Origin of the sequence: Streptomyces sp. CWNU-52B (assembly GCF_047444975.1) — a bacterium.
GTDB lineage: Bacteria > Actinomycetota > Actinomycetes > Streptomycetales > Streptomycetaceae > Streptomyces.
This window is the reverse complement of the sequence record NZ_JBLFJV010000047.1, coordinates 188,476-205,009: the sequence shown is the minus strand read 5'-3', so window position 1 is coordinate 205,009 and position 16,534 is coordinate 188,476. Positions and strand designations below refer to the sequence as shown.

Genomic DNA, 16,534 nt, shown 5'->3' with positions numbered 1-16,534 from the left:
GCGCGATGACGGCGGCGCGGCCCCGGGCACGTTCGTGCTGCCCGCAGGCACACAGCCAGTCCGCCACGGCAACGCCCTCGCACCGGACGTGGAAACCCGGTTGGACGCCGCAGACGATGACCGTCTGCGGGTCAGGGACAACGGCAGAAAGGACGCCCTTGCGGGCGGCGACCTTCGATGCGCCCACAGCATGCCGTGGCAGGCCCTGTACGGCGCCCTGCGGGTTGTTCGCGGGGGTTCGGGATGCTTTGTTCATTTCGCGCGCTCCACAGCCGCCGCAAGGCCGTTGGCGACCGCGCGGCGGGCGTAGGACTCGGGGACACCGACGGAGACGGCGGCGGCCGTGATCTCCGCCCCGAGTACGGCCAGTGCGCACGGCCCCGGGCACCTCGCGTGTTGGACGGCGAGGAAGCGGGCGACGCCGAACGTCTGTGATCCGGCGCCGGATTCGGTGCGCGCTCGGATCAGGGCGAGGCCGCGTTCCAGACCGGTGCGCACGTACCGCTCGTTGTGGCGGCACCCGGTGGCAACCGTCCGGTCCCACGTGGCGCGCTCGGGGACAGAAGAGACCACCCGCCCCCGGGATGGGGTGGTCTCTTCCTTCACGACCAGGGCGCGCACGGCCGCCGGGAGGGCGACCATGCGGCCGGTGCCGGGTCCGAGCCACCGGGCGTACTGCGCCCGGGACTTGACGTCGACACCGGGGCGGACCGCGTTCGCGGACGGCATGGCGCCTCGGTAGATCCAGTGCTCCCCGCGCGTCGTCACCACCGTGCGAGTGGCGGGCAGGCTCTCGCGGGCCCATGCGACGGCCGCCGCGTTGTCGAGGTCGACCACGGTCAGGTCTGCCCCGCCGGGGTGGTAGGCGGCCGTGACCGCTTCCCGCCAGGCGGGCGCCCACGCGGGCGAGGTGAGGACGTGCGGGTCGGTGGTCGCGGCGGCCCACGCGTGGCACGGCGCGGGGCACCGGCAGGGGCCCGCGCTCTTCATGACCGGCCGACCGCCGCACCGGGGCGGGGTCCCGGTGCAGGAGCGGCAGTTGCCGAACGGGACCTTGCCTCGTAGCGGCAGGACCGGGACGCCGGCCTCCGCGAGCGCGAGGGCGACCCGCAGCACTACAGGCATTGCGCTCATGCCGCCGCTCCCAACGGTGTGGAGGCGGCGAGGTACGCGCGGCCGATGTGCTCGGTGTAGGCGGGTGGAATGGCCTCGGTCAGTTCCTCACGGACGTCGGTCCACGTGATGCCCATCGCCGTCTGGAGTTCCGGAACGGACGGCTTGCCGCCGCCGTTGCCGTACGCGGCAACGTATGGGCCGTCGAAGTACTCGCCGTGCCGGTAGCCGCGCACCCGGCCCCGGTGGGTGACGTGCGCGGGCCTGACGGCGGTCCAGCCGCCCAGCTCGAAGTTGCGGTGCCGGATCACCCCGAGCCCGTACATCTCCCCGCACAGGGTGAGGTCTTTGCGGATCTTCGCGCGGCCGTTGGGTTGCTCGATGACGTACGGCAGACCGGTCCGCTCCAACAGGTCTCGGACGGGGGCGACCAGGTCGACGTGTGCGCCGCCCCATCCCTGCGAGGCGTTGGTGCCCACGGTGAGCGCGCATCCGTGCTGGCAGGGCGGGGAGGCGTGGACGATCGCGTACCGGCGGATCTCGCCAGTGGTGATCAGGGCGGCGAGGTACGCGAGGGCGTCGCCGCGGTGGTAGGGGAACGGGTAGTTCGGGCGGGCGGCGATGTCGCAGCCGTCCACGGCGAATCCGGCACAGTGGTAGCCCATCGCGGCACCACCGGCACACGAGAACAGATCCAGCAGACGCGGCCGGGACTCTCGCCCCGAACGAGTGGCAGGGGCCAAAGGGCCCTCGCCGAAAATGCGCAGTTGGGTCATGCTGTAGGTCTCCTGTTCTGCTACGTCGGGATACGGAGACCGAGGGCGGCGGGCTGTCCTTGTCCGGGAGTGCCGCCGCCCTCGGGCGTAGCTAGCTGTAGAAGCGGTTGCGCTTGATCACTGCCTTGCGGATGTTCACCGTGGTGCCACCGCCGTGACCGCCCGCCCCGAGGATCTGCACGGCGATCCACCCGCCGAAGATGACCGCGGCGAGGACGATGAGCTGGTGGATCAGCGCGGCCAGCGCGGCGATGAACGCGGTCAGCAGCACGAGCCCGCCGCACACGGCGCCGAACCCGATCCCTCCGAGCGCGATGTTCACCGCCGTGCGCGAGACGGCCGGCTTGACCGCGACCGGTTCCGGCTTGGCCGGCTCCATCGCGTAGCCGGTGACCACGCGGCCGTCCGGCAGGACGACGCTTGCCACGGACGCGACGTGCCCCGGCTGCACGGGCACGAGCGGCGCGGTGTGCTGCATGGAGGCGAGGGGTGTGGGGTGGTGGATCGTGACGGCCGCCGTCGTGTCGCGCACCGCGAGGCGGTGCCGGTCGTAGGGCGTGGTGGGTTCGTTCATGTCCGGTCTCCCTGTCTCAGTGGCCGGTGTCGGCGAGGGCGTCGGTGACGGCGGTGACGAGCTGGTCGACTGTGTCGCTCGCATCGGTGGCGGCGAGGTAGAAGCCGAAGAGCACGGCGACGACGGCCGCACCGGCACCGAGCGCCTTGAAGCGCAGCAGCGCGGCGAGCGCGGCGGCGAGCAGCAGCACGAGCGGAATGGTGATGACCACAAGTCCTCCGGGGTGGGTCAGCGGGTGCCGGCGCGGTAGGTGCGCGCGGCGCGGTTGTAGATCCAGCGGCCGACGCGTATGCGCTTGCCGGTCGCCTGGCAGCGGCGGCAGTCACGGCCGCGCTTGAGGCGGCCCTTGCGGTCGGTCTTGAGTTCGTGGCCCATGCCGCGGCACTTGCGGCAGTCACCGAACGGGCTCAGCCAGCACTTACCGCCGTAACCGAGCGTGATGGCGAGTAGGCAGGCGATAGCGAGGAGGGGCAGGCTCATCAGGGGCCTCTCAGGCGGGTTTTGAGGGTTTCCGCAGGTGGGCAGCTAGCCGCTAGCGACCTGATCAGATGCCGTTTGGGTCGCTAGCAGGGTCGCTAACGCTAGCGACGCCTGCCGCTAGCGTTAGCGACCCCGGAGAGCTATCCGGCGTCCCGATTTTCGTTGCGCTGCGTAATCGCCGTGGCGAGGTCCTCGCGCTTGATGCCGCGCTTGTTAACCGCCTTGCCGTCGATGCGGCGGCCGATCTGCTCGGTGGCCACCCCGTACGGCTTGAGCGCCGCGGTGAGCGCTTCCGCCTTCGGCTTGGCGTCCAGTTCGGCCCATGCGCCGTAGGTGTCGGGGCGCAGGTCGGCGAGGCGGTCGACGATGGTCTCCGACCACACCTTCGCCTCGCCCTTGCCGAGCACCTGCGCGACGTCGTCCAGGATCGTCGCGGACGTCTCGGGTGCGGGTGCCTCGCCGGCCGCGTCGCCGGACAGGGTGCCCTCGGCCTCGCGCAGCGCGGCGGCGCGGGTGAGGATGCGCTCCGCGTCGCGCCCGTCGGCGAGGTAGGTCCGCACGATCCCCGCGTCGTCGGACATGCCCTTGAGCAGGCCAACTCCCTTGTGGGACTTGAGGAGTTTGGACGCGTCCAGACCCTCGCCGTAGGAGCCGGCGCCGAGGATGACGTCGGAGACCTGGTAAGCACCGACCCGCAGCGCGAACCGCGCCTGGTGCTGGTCGCGCAGTTCCGAGGGGCACGCCTTGTCGTCCGGCTTCTGCGTGGACGTCATGACGCTGACGCCGACCGCGGGGGCGACGCGGGCGAGGTAGACCATCAGGGACAGGATCTCTTTGCCGTGCTCGGGGTGGGTCAGGTACTCCTGCACCTCGTCCACGACGAACAGCGTGAGCGGCATGTTCAGCTTGGGGTCTCGGCTGATCTCCGGGGTGAGTTTGCCCTCGGGGCAGATGTGCAGGGGCAGTTCCGAGAGCCGGTGGTAGCGGTCCTCGACATCCGCCCGCAGCTCCCGCAGCGAGGTCAGCAGGTGTCCGACGGGGTCGATGCCGTTCTTCGGGACGATGCCGAAGCCGATGCGGTGCGCGACCAGCGCGAACTTGCGCCAGTCCGGCGAGGCTTTCCCGTCGAACACGTACAACCGGACGTACGGATCGAGCGCGGCGGCGAGGGCGATGGTGCGGGCGGAGAACGTCTTGCCCTGCCGGGGGACGGCGCCGACCAGCAGCGACAGCCACAGCATCGTGGCCATGACGGCATTACCCCGCTCGTCCACGCCCCACGGGAACGGCTTCCAGAAGTCCACCCGCGTCGCCCCCAGCAGCGGAGACTTGCCCGACGGCACGGCGAGCGGGTCGCGGTCGGCGATCCAGTACGACACCCGCCGGTTGCTCGTCTCGTCCTTGTCGAGGAAGAGCTGAGTCGAGGCGATGTCCATCCCCGACGCGAGGCGACCGTGCGCCTTGAGCGCGTCCCCGAAGGTCCGGCCGAACGGCAGGTCCACGACCACGCGCCATCCGTCACCGTCGCGCCCGATCGGCCGCGGGAAGGCAATGGACTGATCCTTGCTGGTCAGTCCGGCTGCTTCGTGCGCGCGGATGACGATGTCCGAGGACAACTTGCGCTTGCGGAACGTCACCTTCGCCAGGTCGATCAGCGGCCGGTCCGCCGGCGCCCCCACCGCACCGAGTGTGGTGGTGAGCGTGGCCATGGCCAGTAGCAACAGCCAGGACGGCGCCATGACGTACAGGGTCAGCGTCGCGGCGAGGCCGACCAGCGAGGCGATGGAGGCGACGATGCCCCGCAGCCGCACGCGGTCGTTGCGCTGCCGGGAGAGCTTCAGGTATTCCGCCGCGTCCTCGTTGGCCACGGAGGCGAGACGCAGGCCCTTGCCCTCGGCGTCGAACACCCACCGGCCGATGGCCGTTGACCAGCGCCACGCGCCGCGCGGCGAGTACCACAGGATCTTGGGGGTGTAGATGCAGGGCAGGCGGACAGCGTGGTAGCCGATCACAGCCGAGTAGTGCCGGACCGCCCACTTGCGGACGGCCGTGCGCTGGTCAGGGAGCTTGACCCAATCCGGCAGTACCGCAAGCCGGGTCTTGTCCTTGGCCTCCATCCACTCCGCTACCGAGGGCGGGTAGACCTCGCGGGGCGGGTCGACCGGGGCGCCGTCGGTGAGTCCGTCGGCCTCGGGGTCGTCGGTGTCGGGGAGTTCGGCCTCCCACTCACCCGGCTTCACGTCACCCTCACCGGCAGACTCGGGGACGGCCGCGGGGGTGGGGGTCTTCTTGAGCGGGAACGGCAGCACGTCGGCCGACCGCTCGTCGGTGCCCTCCGGCTCGTCCGGGGGCGGGAACACGGGATTCTCGGTCACGATGTACGTACTCCTTCGGGAGTCGAAGGGTCCGGCCGGCTTGCTGTAGGAGGCGGACGGCCGGACCCGTGTCGTGTGGTTCGTGCGTGCCCCGGGCCGGATTCGATCCGGCACCCTCACGGCATGACTGCCGGGGCTGTCCGCCTGCTCTCAGGCGGCGCGCTGTTCTTCGAGGGCGATACACAGTCCGCAGATGCCGTACGAGGTGGGGATGCAGTAGCCGACATCGAGCAGGCAGCGGGGGCAGGTGCGCCGGGCGAGCATCGCCAGCGCGAGCGCGCCCCACTTGCGCGACGTCATCGGGCGGACCGGCTTGGCCTGGTCCTCGCGGTAGAGGTAGGCGACGCGTACGGCGCCGGCCCGCCGGTTGACCCGCATCACCTGCGCCGCGATCGGCTGACCTCCCGGACGCAGACCCTGCGCCCGTAACTGCCGACGCGTGGCCAACCCGTCCGGAGCCAGACGCCACGGGTAGGTGGGGATGCCGTGACGGGCGCCGGTGGGGTCATAGCACTTGCAGTAGACCCCGGACATCAGGCGACCAGCCGCTTCCACGCCGCCCTGAGGCGGACCTCGGATGCGGAGTGGCCGGCCGCACGGAAGCGGGTCGCCATCTCGCGGTACGACAGGGCGGGAACCTCGCTGTGCCGGATCTCATCCACCAGCGCTTCCAACGCCTCGTCGGTAAGCGCCGGGGCCGCTTCCAGCCGCGCGGAAACGGGCTCAATGGGGCCCCATACGGGCAGGTCCCAGCGGGGCGTGACGTCGGGTGTGACGCGGCTCGTCACGCTGGTGAGCGCCCTGCCGGTCTCCTCACCCTCCCGCGCCGATTCCAGCGTCGACCACGCCCGCGACAGGCTCTGTGCCGTCTTGGCCTGGACGCGGGCGACGCGCGCACCGGCTTCCGTCACGGCCGTCAGCCGCGTCTCCTCAGTCGTAGCTTCGGCCCGAAGGCGGGCACGGGCCACGGCCGCTTCGTCACGCGCTTCCTGCTGAATGCCGCGGATCGCCCCGAGGGCGTTGGGGGTAAGGGCGGTGCGCTCCCACAGTCCGTGGACCAGCCACAGGGCTTTGGCCGCGATCGGCAACCACGCCACGGCCAACCACGCACCCGGGTTGTCCTCGCCGGTGAGGGCGTGAGCGATCAGGACACCGGTCGCGATGAGGCCGAAGGACCAACCGACAGCAGTCACGGCGTTGCTGTGGTCGCCCTGCGCGGCGAGGCGCCGTTCATAGGCGAGGGTCGCGAGCCAACCGCCGTCGATCCCCAGACCGACGACCAGGGCGACCGGCCACGGCATCGCCGTGCCCAGCCACATCACGACCACAGCCAGAGTGAGAACCATGGATACCGCCGTCATCGCGACGGCTGGAAGAACGGTCTTGGCGTTCATGCCGGGACCCCCTGAACCACGGACGCCGTGTCGGCGGAAGGTACGGCGGCGAAGGCGGTCAACTCGATAGCCATGCCCCCGTACGTCCCGTGACCGTCGAGGACGGCGGTGCGGCCATTGATCTGAACGTGGAAGTCGACGTCACCGGTCTCGATGCTCAGCGCGTGGCGCCACTGCTCGAACGCGGCGAAGCTGTCGCACGTCGTCTCGTGCAGCGACAGCCGCAGCACCTTCGGGTAGAGAGGCGTCACGTCCACGTTCAGGGCGGGCAGATGCCCGAAATCCAGAGCCAGCAGCCGCAGCGCCTGCAACGGTCCAGCCAATTCGTTCAGCGTCAATGCGTCCGTCATGCCACACCCCCGAGAGCGAGCAGCGCGGCGAGGACGAGCAGCGCCCCGCCGGCCATGGTCAGGTCGATGGCGCGGCGCAGGCCGGTGTACTTGGCCAGCGCAATGCGCGACAAGTTCGCCACCGCCGCCGCCTGGTCGGCGGTGAGGGTGGCGGTGATCTGGTCGGCGGTGAGCGTGGCCCACAGCGGGAAGCCGTGCCGGCCCCGCAGGTTCGGGCGCACCGACCGCAGCAGCAGACCAGCCGCCCCGATCAGCAGCGTCATCCCCAACCCGCCCGCCACGTACGCAGAAACACTCAGTTGCAGGTCACGGGCAACCGTCCAGGCGCCGGCGAGCACCGCGCCGACGAACGCCAGCAGCAGACCGGTCTTGGTGTCGGTCCGCGCGATCTCCGCCTTCACCTCGGCGTGCGCGACCGTCAGATTCTGTGTAGCGGTGCTCATGCCGCTTCCCCCGTCCCCGACCGGAGGCCGCGAACCGAACGCAGGAACGGCACCGTGTGGGTCAGCGCGTCGGCGTACAGGGCGTCCCAACCGGCAACCTCGTCACCGGCATCCGCCTCCGCACGCAGGTCGGCGAGGACGTCGCGGGCAGCGTCCTCACGGGCAGCCCGCTCATCATCCGTCTCGAACTCCAGCGGGCCCCGGAACAGGTCGACGTCGATACCGAGCGCCAGTTCCGCGAACTCGATGTCGCCGTGCGCTTCCTGGCCGGCGACGAAACTGCGCATACGCATGGTGGATCTCTCCTTGGTACGTCGGGATACGGAGATCCGGCGCGGCGGGCTGTCCTGTCCGGGAGTGCCGCCGTGTCCGGAAAATGAGGCCAACGCCGCACGTCACGGCAGGCCAAGTGCCCCGGGCGGAAGTCGATTCCGCGCCCTCACGGCTGAATACCGGGGTCCGACGGTCGTTACCCGGCCGCCACGGGGACGGGGTCAAGCCCCGTCGATCTCAAAGCACTCTGTTGAGTTCTCAAGGAACCGGCGCTGCCTTCGTACTCGCCCCCTCGGGCTTTCCTCCGGACGCTGTCTATGCAGGTCAAACAGCCGCAACAACACGCCCTGGCTTTGCTTAGGGGGGGTTGCCGTCTTGCTTGTTAGGTACCGTAGGCAAACCCAAGGCTGCGCGCAACCCCCTCTCGCGATACAGTTCGCTAGCCCCCCTAAGCGAGCGATGGGAGAGTCGTGCACGACATGGAGCAGGTGTCTGGGATCGCAGACCCAGTCGACCGAGCCAAAGCAGCAATCGACCTGATGGCGAGGTATCAGGGCTGGGTACTGGAGCTGTCCCGCGTCCGGCGCGAGGCCATCGAGGAAGCGCAGGCATCCGGATTGACTCAGGCCGAGATCGCCAAACGGCTCGGGGTCAGTCGGGGCCGTGTAGGGCAGCTAGCGTCCGCCGGCCCGCCCCCGGAGCGAGCCTTCTTCGGCACGGACCTGGTGACGGTGTCACTCGGAGGCAAGCCTGAAGCGGGGAAGACCCCCGAGCAGAACCCCAGTGACGTTGTAACCAGGGAAGACCTCGACAACTTCGAGCACCTGCGCAAGCTGCTGAGCAGCATGAAGCTTGAGGCTCAGTATGAGGTGATCCCCTCAACGGGCATCGTCAATCTGAACCGTGAGAACCACGTGGTCGTTTGCGGCCCACGGCTATCGCCCATCGTGGCTCAGGTCTTGGAAGGGGATGACAACCTGCGATTTGAGAAAGACCGAGCCTGGCACCTAGTGGATCAGAAAGCCGGGAAGGAGTACCGGTCACCGATGGATGAGGACGGTTCAGCGAGCGACTTCGGCTACCTCGGGCGACTCCCTCGGCTGGACGGCCGTGGGACGTTCCTGTACATCGCCGGAATCCACGCCATAGGCGCGAACGGGGTCGTTCACTTTCTGGAGAACAACCTTGCCGAGCTGTATCGAGACGTCCGCACCCGCCGCTTCTCGACACTCATTTCGTGTCGCTACGACCCCGAGACGCTGGACGTTCTGGAAAGTCGCCGCGTCACTCCGCTGTACCGACACGAGGGCTGATCATGCGCGTCTGCGTTGACACACAACCTGGGGGAGCTAACCCAAATGAAGATTGGGTCGCTGGCACCCCCAAACTCGCCGTTGTGCTGGACGGGCTCAGCACGGCCGGACTGACCACGGGATGCCGTCATGGCGTCCCGTGGTACGTCGCCCACCTCGGCGGGCACCTTGTGGCCGCCCTGGCAGACCCCGAGCGCCCACTCACACACGGCTTGGCAGATGCGCTCGAACGCGTAGCCGCAATGCACTCTGATTGTGACCTCAGCAACCCCGGGACGCCGTCCGCCACAGTCGCGATCCTGCGCCATGGAGACGGCGTTCTAGACCATCTCGTACTTGCCGACTCGCCCATCGTTCTCGACGGCCCGGAAGGCTACACGGTGATAAGTGACCTTCGTGTAGATGAGGTTCTGCCGGACCTGCGAGCCGAAGTTGAGCAACACGAGACCCACACCCAGGGGCACAGGAAAGCCCTTCAACGCCTCGTGCTCGCGCAGCGGCAGGTACGCAACACGGCAGAGGGTTACTGGGTGGCAGCAACCAGCGCGGAAGCAGCACAACATGCGCTGAATGGAACAACCCAAATCAAAGAGGTGCACTCCGCTGCCGTCTTGTCGGACGGAGTATCGAGACTTGTAACCGAGTACGAGATGGCGACCTGGTCCGAAGTCTTCGCCACGCTTCAGACGGGCGGCCCGCGCGAGCTAATCGAGACCGTGCGAAAGGTCGAAGGCACAGACCCCACCGGACGCCGCTGGCCTCGCTACAAATCAGGTGACGATGCAACCGTGGCGTTCTGCAGATGGTGACATCGCTGAGTTTCGTGTAGCCAACCACATGAGAAAAAGTTCGACGGACTCGTTCCCGAACGTGAGCAGAGGTCCTTACGTCCAGGAAAATCGAAAGGGAGACTGTACGCATATGAGTAAAATCGTTGAGCAATACTGGTCAGGAGTAGCCCGCAGGCTTCAGGAAGAGGTTGACACGTTCAATAAACTGATCGGTCATGCAGGCGAGCAAGGAAGAGAGAATGAACTATCCCTGGTCCGACTATTGAGAAATCTGCTGCCTACAAACGTCGGAGTGGGAAGCGGAATGGTGATCGATTCATTCGGTGGAATCTCAAAACAGACCGACATCATCATCTACAGCTCTAGCGATCAGCCTTCCATCTTGGCCCAAACAACACAGGCTATCTACCCCGTCGAGAACGTCATGATGACAATCGAGGTAAAGACCACGCTCGACGATGAAGAGATCAGGGACTGTGCCGGAAAGTACAAGAAACAGAAGGAACTGCGCCCTGCGAACGGCAACCCTCCACCATCCATGATGGTGCTCGCATATAACGCCGAAGGAATGCTTTCCACAGTAGCTAAGCAGCTACGCACACTGGACCAGCAAGAGCGTCCGGACGCTCTATGCGTAGTGAATCCTGGAATTCTGGCTACCACAGACAGCATGCTTGCCGGACAGCAGGGAGACTATGTAATCGGTTTGGCTGCTCTGCATTCCCGGGACTCGTCAGGAGAGCGGATTTCGGAGACTTGGGAGCGGCCTAATGCAGAGGATCGAGGGAAGGTAGCACTTCGACTAGGTCTTCCACACCCTGTCGGCAGGACTACCCCAAGAAATGAGAGCAGAATCCTTGGAGATCCAGGCCGAGCACTGCTCATCTTCTGTTCAATTATTCTCAATAAATTGAGCAAAGTCTCAACGTTGCCACCTCCGACACTTTCGCATTACATGCAGGGGACAGCGTTGGAGCTATTTCCTCTCTAAAGAAATTGCTCCATCCCCAGGGCGTGGACAAACTCAACAGCTGACAATGTGTCAATTTCAAGCAGGCCGCAGGCGTCGTAGAGGCACATCCTGTTGGGCAATTCATATTTGTCTTCCGTAACAACGGAAACAGAACGGCCAGCATCCTCCAACATCATCGCCATGGAAGCGACCAAAACCGCAGTCTGCTCACAGTCATCGTCAATGTCAGCAAGCTCTTCACATACAGTGAGCACCTCCTCTTGCCAACTGTTGTCAACACGGGAGAACTTGCGATGAGCAGCAACTGCCTTAACCCACGTGTAGAGCAGTTCTCCCTCAGCGAATTTACGACAGTCCTGCATAACCAAGCTAGGGAAAGTAAGGTTGCCAGCTTCCACTTCCCCGGTGAAACGGTCAAAGAACGCATGGACCTTCGTCGCGTCCGCACAAAGTGGAGGAAGTGCCAGCAACGCATGGGCGTCAATAACAAACAGCGGCGGCATTACACCTCTTCCGCTATGCGCTGCTGAAGACGCCTCAGTTGCTCTCCATTCACGTTGAGATATTTGCGCGCGTCTAGATCATGTAGCTTCCCTCTATCCCTCGCCGCAAGAAGCAGTCGAGGGTAGGTGACACCGTACTCACGCATGCGCACCAGATCAGTCGTCTGCGGCTCACCGCCGAAGGCCGGCCCATCGATTTCTAGAGGGCTCGAAGAGACCGCCCGATAGAGAGGCCAATTTGCGATCTTGAGATCAATTAGCCGAAGAGCGACACACTGAAAACTTGCCCCGTAGCGATTAGAAATCTTCCGGACTGACTCCAGGTCATCATTCTCAACGAATGCGACCTTTAGATACTTCGCCATGTAAGCACGCAGGTGCGACTCTGGGATTAGGAAGGCGGCGGCGAACCTGTCACACCATCGTTCCTCGGCATCATCAGGTTGATCGCAAACCGCTTGCTCATGTGACAGCAAGTGCCCGAGTTCATGAAGAATGGTGAAAGTGCGCGCCGCAGCCACGTGCGAAGTGCTGTTGTATGCAATTAGAGGGACAGTATCGCTGTAGATTGAAAACCCTCGACATGCATCACTATTCATTGACAGTTGGATGATCATGACCCCTTGATCCTCAAGGGAGCGTCGCACCAACCTAGTGACAGCAGATTTACTTGATTTGACCTGGATCGCAACATCCCACTGCAGCCAAGTCTGTATGCGTTGCGCCGCGGCTTCGGGTGACTTGTGTCGAGTCGGCATGCGGACTGGCAAATGCTCTTCGACTCGCTCCGCAGCCCAAACTGCGATCTTTTGGCGACGCTGCGCTGAACGGATCTCTGCCCGTTCCTCAATAGAGAGGTTCCGTACACCTTTTGAGCCAATGGGTTTACGGAAAGCTGTTTGCACTGGCTGCTGCGTCGGAACTCGCGACATGAAGAAGAGCGAGGTTGGGCGCCGCAATGCCTTTGCAAGCTGCTTAAGTTCGGTCAGGCTTGGGAACTCGTCGCCGGTCATCCATCCGTCAATCGTGACAGGATCCGTGTCAAGTTCATCGGCGAGTCGGGAACGGCTCATCCCAGACTGCTTCATCGCCCAGACGAGCACGTCTGGGTTGATGTGCTGCTTCTGGGCCGCCATGTGATCAGAGTAGTACGCATCCTCACCATGGTCACTACCTGTGCCCGATCGATGACGGCAGGCTTGGGCTGTATGGAGCGAACAGGGCCGATCAGCCCCTGCACCGACCAGACGAACCTGCAAGGCGAGTTACGCGGGTTTGATTCCCGTCACAGCCAACCCCCACTTATGCGCCTACGCCGACCGCCACCTCCCATCCATAGAGATCAGGTGATCGCAGGACGGAATCACCCGCGATCCGGTGTGATGGAGCACGGCCTACCTACGATGGAGGACGCGCAATGCCTATGTCTCACGCGGAGATCTTGGTACCGGCGGAGAGCGCTGGTGGTTCGTGGAACATGCGATGGCGGCTCAAGTGTCCAGCCTGCGGCAACGATTCCGTTGACCGAGCTGGTGTAGCCGACGACCACGAGGCGGTGACGGTGCAGCCTGACCGGGACGACTACGACAGTCCGCTAGGGACCCGCGGCGGGTACGTGCGAGTCGACCTCACATGCAGCAACGGACACGGCTTCGCCTTCATCATGGGCAACCACAAGAGGGCAGAATTCGTCGGCGTCGTCCATCGCGCCTGAGTTGAGACCTCGGCTCTGAGCCGTTCGTTGTCCTGGTCTTTGTCCAGTGCGCTGACGGACGCCGCCGTTCGCCGCCGTACGCGTACCCGGTGCGACCTGCCCCTTGAACCCCCACGGACGCCCCCGTACAGCCATGCGGACAGTTGGAAAGCGTGTTGGGGGCAACCCCTCACGAGTTCGAATCTCGTATCCTCCGCCAGTGCCTCACCGGGCACTAACGTCGAAGGGCCCCACCGCTTGCGGTGGGGCCCTTCGCGTCGTCCGTCTCGGTTTCCTTCCTCCGGCCCGTCGGTGGCTTCTTGAGCCAGTGGTGGGCAGTGCTCGGGCTCATGGGTGTGTGCTCGGCTCGGTCGGCTCGTACAACCCTTCCGTCACGTGGGTCGTCTACGGCATCGCCCGGAACTGCTCCAGGAGGAAACCGTCATGGCCCTGCCCTTCCGTACCGTTGTCGCCGCCGCGATCGTCGGCGCGCTGAGCGGTGGGCTGCTCACCGTCGCGACCGCGGTACCGGCGTCCGCCGCCCCCGCCAAGTACGCCGACGACTTCAATGGCGACGGGCACCGGGACATCGCGATCGGCGCACCGTACAAGTCCGTCAACGGTGCCTCGGCTGCGGGGGCCGTGGTCGTGTCCCTCGGGTCGGCCACCGGATTGACCACGCAGAAGATCGAGCTCACCCAGAGTTCCGCGGGGGTGCCGGGTACGCCGGAGGAGGGCGACCTCTTCGGCATGTCGATCGCCGGCGGTGACCTGGACTCGGACGGGTACGCGGACCTGGTGGTGGGTGCCGACGGTGAGGACGTGGGTGACTACGAAGGCCAGGGCAGCGTGACCATCCTCTGGGGCGGCGCCAAGCCGTTCACCAGCAGCACCACGACCACCGTGGACGACCCGCACCAGTGGCAGAGCCATGGCCTGGACGTGGCCGTGGGGGACTTCACCGGTGACAGCGCCGCGGACCTCGCCGTGGTGGAGCCGGACGCGGTCGTCGTCTACCAGGGCGGCTCTTCCCGGACGGGCCGGACGACCCCGGCCTACACCCTGACCGTCACCGGTGCCCAGCTCCTCAACTGGGAGGCGGGCGTGGGCGATGTCAACGGAGACGGCAAGGACGACCTGGCAGTGACCGGCGATCCCGGCACGGGACGCCCGGGTACCGATATCTACACAGGTCAGGAGGGCCGTCCGAACCGGATCCAGCGGGTGGACGACGGCGGCACCGCGGTCGCCCTCGGCGACATCGACGGCGACGGCTTCGCCGACATGGCCACCTCCCTCACCTGGCCCGACGCCTTCTACGTCGACGACCCCAGCAACGGCTCGGGTTACGTGACCGTCCGATACGGCAGCCGGACGGGCTTCGGCGACCCGGTGACCCTGCACCAGGACAGCACCGGTGTCCCCGGCGCCGACGAGGACGGCGACAACTGGGGATCCTCGGTGGCGATCGGCGACATCACCGGCGACGGCAAGGCCGAACTGGTGGTCGGCGCCAACGGCGAGGCGCTCGGCAGCCTGGAGAACGCCGGCGACGTGACCGTGTTCCGTGGCTCCGCGTCCGGTGTCTCGCAGTCCGGAGTCGTGCGCGTCTCCCAGGACACCGCCGGCGTTCCCGGCGTCGCCGAGACCGGTGACCTCTTCGGGGCCCAGGTCCGGCTCGCCGACTACGACAACAACGGCAAAGCCGACTTGGCGGTGACCGCCTCCTTCGAGAACGACCGCAGCGGAGGCCTGTGGACCCTGCCCGGTACCGCTTCCGGCCTCACCGGCACCGGTTCCACGTCCCTCAGCTCCGCCGACTTCGGCCTCGCGAGCGGATCACGGCTCGGGGAGAGCCTGCTCGACTGAACCGGCTGCTCGACAGAGCCGGGCGAACGTCCGAACCGGGCGAACACCGGCCGTGGTCGTGCGCTGGGCACGGACGCCCGCGGCCGGGATGATGAACGGGCCGGATGCGTCGATCATCCAAGGAGCCGTGGCCGATGAGAGCGTGTGTGGTCGGGGCCGGGCCCGGTGGGATCGTCGCCGCCAAGGTGCTGCTGGAGAACGGTTTCGACGTCACCGTCCTCGACAAGTACCGGCAGGTCGGCGGGATCTGGTCGGCGGAGGGCTGCTACGACGGGCTGGCCAACCAGTCCGCGCCGCGCGTCTTCGAGTTCGCGGACCTGCCCAACCGCCTGTGCTTCGCCGGTGCCGTGGACACACAGCGCTACCTGGAGACGTACGCCCGTACGTTCGGTGTGCTGGACCACGTCCGGCCCGGCACCGAAGTGATCTCCGTCCAACCGGTGGACGGGCCCGGCCGCATGGGCGCCTCCGGCTGGTCGGTCGGCTCTCGGGCCGCCGGGGACGACGCGGCGGAGGTCGAGCACGAGACCTTCGACCACGTCGTGGTCGCCAGCGGGGCTCATCATCACGCCCGGCTGCCCGAGTTGCCCGGCCGCGAGTCGTTCCGCGGGGACGTGCTGCACTCCAACGACGTGCGGGACGGGGCCTTCACCGGCCGGCGCGTGGTCGTCGTGGGCGGCGGCAAGTCCGCGCTGGACCTGATCACCCGCGCCGCGCACGAGGCGGTCTCGGCCACCCTCGTGCAGCGCAAGGTCAACTGGATGATCCCCGAGCGGCTCCTGCTCGGGCTGGTCGGCTACAAGTGGATCCTGTTCACCCGGCTCGGTGAGTCGCTCCTGCCCCGCTACCACGATCCGGACTGCGTCCGTCCGATCGACCGTGTCGACGAGCGGGTCAAGCGGGCCCTGTGGTGGCTCATCACTCGCGACATGCTGTTCTCCGCCGGGCTGTACCGGCTGCCCGCGCACCTGCGGCCCGCGCACCCACTCCCCTTCCATCTGGCCCACGCGGGAGTGATGCCACGCGGCTACGTACGGGCCGTCCGCCGTGGCCTGATCGCTCCCAGGATCGGTGCTGTCGCGTCGTACACCGGCGACGGGCTGCGCCTGACGACCGGCGAGGAAGTGGCAGCGGACGTCGTCGTGTTCGCCACGGGGCACCACAAGGTCTTCCCGTTCCTGGATCCGGCGGTGCGTACGCACGACTCCGCCGGGCGGCTGCGGCTCTACCGGGGCATCGTGCCGTGCGGCGCCGACCAGTTGGGGTTCGTCGGTTTCCGGCAGGTCTTCAACAACATCATGGGAGTGGAACTCACCGCGCACTGGCTCACCCGTCACTTCCGGGCGACGCTGCGCACCGCCCCGGGCGAGCAGGAGATGCGGGAGGCCATCGACGCCCGCCTGGCCTGGCAGGAGCGGGTGCTACCAGGATCCGGCGGCTACGACTTCGGCCCCTACGACATCCACTGCGCGGACGAACTCCTGCACGACATGGGCCTGCCGTCCCGCCGCGCCGGCAACCTGCTGGCCGAGTACCTGCTCCCCGGCGGCGTCGCACACCGCTACGCGGCCCTGAACCGGCCTGGTTCGGCGAAATGAACCGGCCGGGCCCGGC

At 66.7% G+C, this 16,534-nt stretch carries 18 protein-coding genes; 5 read left to right on the top strand and 13 right to left on the bottom strand.

Annotated features, from left to right (window positions below; all coding sequences use genetic code 11):
• Positions 1-252 precede the first annotated feature (252 nt).
• The 11 genes from ACLVWQ_RS32250 to ACLVWQ_RS32200 form a co-directional block, all read right to left on the bottom strand.
• On the bottom strand, positions 253-1,134 hold the full coding sequence (locus tag ACLVWQ_RS32250) for a DNA primase (RefSeq protein WP_414112767.1): 882 nt from the start codon (positions 1,132-1,134) through the stop codon (positions 253-255).
• Positions 1,131-1,778: a DNA methylase gene (locus tag ACLVWQ_RS32245; RefSeq protein WP_414112766.1), complete on the bottom strand. Its 648-nt coding sequence runs from the start codon at positions 1,776-1,778 to the stop codon at positions 1,131-1,133. Before ACLVWQ_RS32245 ends, ACLVWQ_RS32250 begins: the two co-directional genes overlap by 4 nt.
• 202 nt (positions 1,779-1,980) lie before the next feature.
• Positions 1,981-2,463: a hypothetical protein gene (locus tag ACLVWQ_RS32240; RefSeq protein WP_414112765.1), complete on the bottom strand. Its 483-nt coding sequence runs from the start codon at positions 2,461-2,463 to the stop codon at positions 1,981-1,983.
• A 16-nt stretch (positions 2,464-2,479) separates the two neighbouring features.
• Positions 2,480-2,674 carry a hypothetical protein gene (locus ACLVWQ_RS32235; RefSeq protein ID WP_414112764.1) on the bottom strand — a complete coding sequence of 65 codons (195 nt, stop codon included), beginning with the start codon at positions 2,672-2,674 and terminating at the stop codon, positions 2,480-2,482.
• Positions 2,675-2,691: 17 nt separating this feature from the next.
• Positions 2,692-2,943 (bottom strand): hypothetical protein, encoded by a 252-nt coding sequence (locus ACLVWQ_RS32230; protein ID WP_414112763.1) that lies wholly within the window; start codon positions 2,941-2,943, stop codon positions 2,692-2,694.
• A gap of 140 nt (positions 2,944-3,083) precedes the next feature.
• Positions 3,084-5,318: a cell division protein FtsK gene (locus tag ACLVWQ_RS32225; protein ID WP_414112762.1), complete on the bottom strand. Its 2,235-nt coding sequence runs from the start codon at positions 5,316-5,318 to the stop codon at positions 3,084-3,086.
• A gap of 150 nt (positions 5,319-5,468) precedes the next feature.
• Positions 5,469-5,852, bottom strand: coding sequence for an RRQRL motif-containing zinc-binding protein (locus tag ACLVWQ_RS32220; RefSeq protein ID WP_414112761.1), 384 nt, complete (start codon positions 5,850-5,852; stop codon positions 5,469-5,471).
• A complete protein-coding gene (locus ACLVWQ_RS32215; protein ID WP_414112760.1) occupies positions 5,852-6,712 on the bottom strand; it encodes a protein spdB in 861 nt (286 codons plus the stop codon). The genes ACLVWQ_RS32220 and ACLVWQ_RS32215 overlap by 1 nt, the downstream gene beginning before the upstream one ends.
• Positions 6,709-7,062: a hypothetical protein gene (locus ACLVWQ_RS32210; RefSeq protein ID WP_414112759.1), complete on the bottom strand. Its 354-nt coding sequence runs from the start codon at positions 7,060-7,062 to the stop codon at positions 6,709-6,711. Before ACLVWQ_RS32210 ends, ACLVWQ_RS32215 begins: the two co-directional genes overlap by 4 nt.
• The gene (locus ACLVWQ_RS32205; protein ID WP_414112758.1) at positions 7,059-7,505 is read right to left on the bottom strand and encodes a Pycsar system effector family protein; all 447 of its coding nucleotides are present in this window, start codon (positions 7,503-7,505) and stop codon (positions 7,059-7,061) included. Before ACLVWQ_RS32205 ends, ACLVWQ_RS32210 begins: the two co-directional genes overlap by 4 nt.
• A complete protein-coding gene (locus ACLVWQ_RS32200) occupies positions 7,502-7,792 on the bottom strand; it encodes a hypothetical protein (protein WP_414112835.1) in 291 nt (96 codons plus the stop codon). Before ACLVWQ_RS32200 ends, ACLVWQ_RS32205 begins: the two co-directional genes overlap by 4 nt.
• A gap of 456 nt (positions 7,793-8,248) precedes the next feature.
• Between ACLVWQ_RS32200 and ACLVWQ_RS32195 the strand changes: the two genes are divergently transcribed.
• The 3 genes from ACLVWQ_RS32195 to ACLVWQ_RS32185 all read left to right on the top strand — a co-directional run bounded on the left by ACLVWQ_RS32195 (position 8,249) and on the right by ACLVWQ_RS32185 (position 10,873).
• The gene (locus tag ACLVWQ_RS32195; protein WP_414112757.1) at positions 8,249-9,091 is read left to right on the top strand and encodes a sigma factor-like helix-turn-helix DNA-binding protein; all 843 of its coding nucleotides are present in this window, start codon (positions 8,249-8,251) and stop codon (positions 9,089-9,091) included.
• Between the two features lie 83 nt (positions 9,092-9,174).
• Positions 9,175-9,900, top strand: coding sequence for a hypothetical protein (locus ACLVWQ_RS32190; RefSeq protein WP_414112756.1), 726 nt, complete (start codon positions 9,175-9,177; stop codon positions 9,898-9,900).
• A 112-nt stretch (positions 9,901-10,012) separates the two neighbouring features.
• Positions 10,013-10,873: a DUF6602 domain-containing protein gene (locus ACLVWQ_RS32185; protein ID WP_414112755.1), complete on the top strand. Its 861-nt coding sequence runs from the start codon at positions 10,013-10,015 to the stop codon at positions 10,871-10,873.
• On the opposite strand, the gene ACLVWQ_RS32180 is transcribed toward ACLVWQ_RS32185, so the two are convergent.
• Both ACLVWQ_RS32180 and ACLVWQ_RS32175 read right to left on the bottom strand, forming a co-directional pair.
• Complete coding sequence (locus ACLVWQ_RS32180) at positions 10,870-11,358, bottom strand: DUF4411 family protein (RefSeq protein ID WP_414112754.1); 489 nt, start codon at positions 11,356-11,358, stop codon at positions 10,870-10,872. The genes ACLVWQ_RS32185 and ACLVWQ_RS32180 overlap by 4 nt on opposite strands.
• A complete protein-coding gene (locus ACLVWQ_RS32175; protein WP_414112753.1) occupies positions 11,358-12,494 on the bottom strand; it encodes a helix-turn-helix domain-containing protein in 1,137 nt (378 codons plus the stop codon). Before ACLVWQ_RS32175 ends, ACLVWQ_RS32180 begins: the two co-directional genes overlap by 1 nt.
• 1,001 nt (positions 12,495-13,495) lie before the next feature.
• Between ACLVWQ_RS32175 and ACLVWQ_RS32170 the strand changes: the two genes are divergently transcribed.
• Together ACLVWQ_RS32170 and ACLVWQ_RS32165 are read left to right on the top strand one after the other, a co-directional pair.
• Positions 13,496-14,920 carry an FG-GAP-like repeat-containing protein gene (locus ACLVWQ_RS32170; protein ID WP_414112752.1) on the top strand — a complete coding sequence of 475 codons (1,425 nt, stop codon included), beginning with the start codon at positions 13,496-13,498 and terminating at the stop codon, positions 14,918-14,920.
• A 134-nt stretch (positions 14,921-15,054) separates the two neighbouring features.
• Positions 15,055-16,518 (top strand): flavin-containing monooxygenase, encoded by a 1,464-nt coding sequence (locus ACLVWQ_RS32165; RefSeq protein ID WP_414112751.1) that lies wholly within the window; start codon positions 15,055-15,057, stop codon positions 16,516-16,518.
• Positions 16,519-16,534 lie beyond the last annotated feature (16 nt).

Coding starts and splice junctions, on each gene's coding strand:
- ACLVWQ_RS32250 (WP_414112767.1), bottom strand. CDS start 1,134: ATGAGCGCAATGCCTGTAGTGCTGCGGGTCGCCCTCGCGCTCGCGGAG.
- ACLVWQ_RS32245 (WP_414112766.1), bottom strand. CDS start 1,778: ATGGGCTACCACTGTGCCGGATTCGCCGTGGACGGCTGCGACATCGCC.
- ACLVWQ_RS32240 (WP_414112765.1), bottom strand. CDS start 2,463: ATGAACGAACCCACCACGCCCTACGACCGGCACCGCCTCGCGGTGCGC.
- ACLVWQ_RS32230 (WP_414112763.1), bottom strand. CDS start 2,943: ATGAGCCTGCCCCTCCTCGCTATCGCCTGCCTACTCGCCATCACGCTC.
- ACLVWQ_RS32220 (WP_414112761.1), bottom strand. CDS start 5,852: ATGTCCGGGGTCTACTGCAAGTGCTATGACCCCACCGGCGCCCGTCAC.
- ACLVWQ_RS32215 (WP_414112760.1), bottom strand. CDS start 6,712: ATGAACGCCAAGACCGTTCTTCCAGCCGTCGCGATGACGGCGGTATCC.
- ACLVWQ_RS32210 (WP_414112759.1), bottom strand. CDS start 7,062: ATGACGGACGCATTGACGCTGAACGAATTGGCTGGACCGTTGCAGGCG.
- ACLVWQ_RS32205 (WP_414112758.1), bottom strand. CDS start 7,505: ATGAGCACCGCTACACAGAATCTGACGGTCGCGCACGCCGAGGTGAAG.
- ACLVWQ_RS32200 (WP_414112835.1), bottom strand. CDS start 7,792: ATGCGCAGTTTCGTCGCCGGCCAGGAAGCGCACGGCGACATCGAGTTC.
- ACLVWQ_RS32185 (WP_414112755.1), top strand. CDS start 10,013: ATGAGTAAAATCGTTGAGCAATACTGGTCAGGAGTAGCCCGCAGGCTT.
- ACLVWQ_RS32180 (WP_414112754.1), bottom strand. CDS start 11,358: ATGCCGCCGCTGTTTGTTATTGACGCCCATGCGTTGCTGGCACTTCCT.
- ACLVWQ_RS32175 (WP_414112753.1), bottom strand. CDS start 12,494: ATGGCGGCCCAGAAGCAGCACATCAACCCAGACGTGCTCGTCTGGGCG.
- ACLVWQ_RS32170 (WP_414112752.1), top strand. CDS start 13,496: ATGGCCCTGCCCTTCCGTACCGTTGTCGCCGCCGCGATCGTCGGCGCG.
- ACLVWQ_RS32165 (WP_414112751.1), top strand. CDS start 15,055: ATGAGAGCGTGTGTGGTCGGGGCCGGGCCCGGTGGGATCGTCGCCGCC.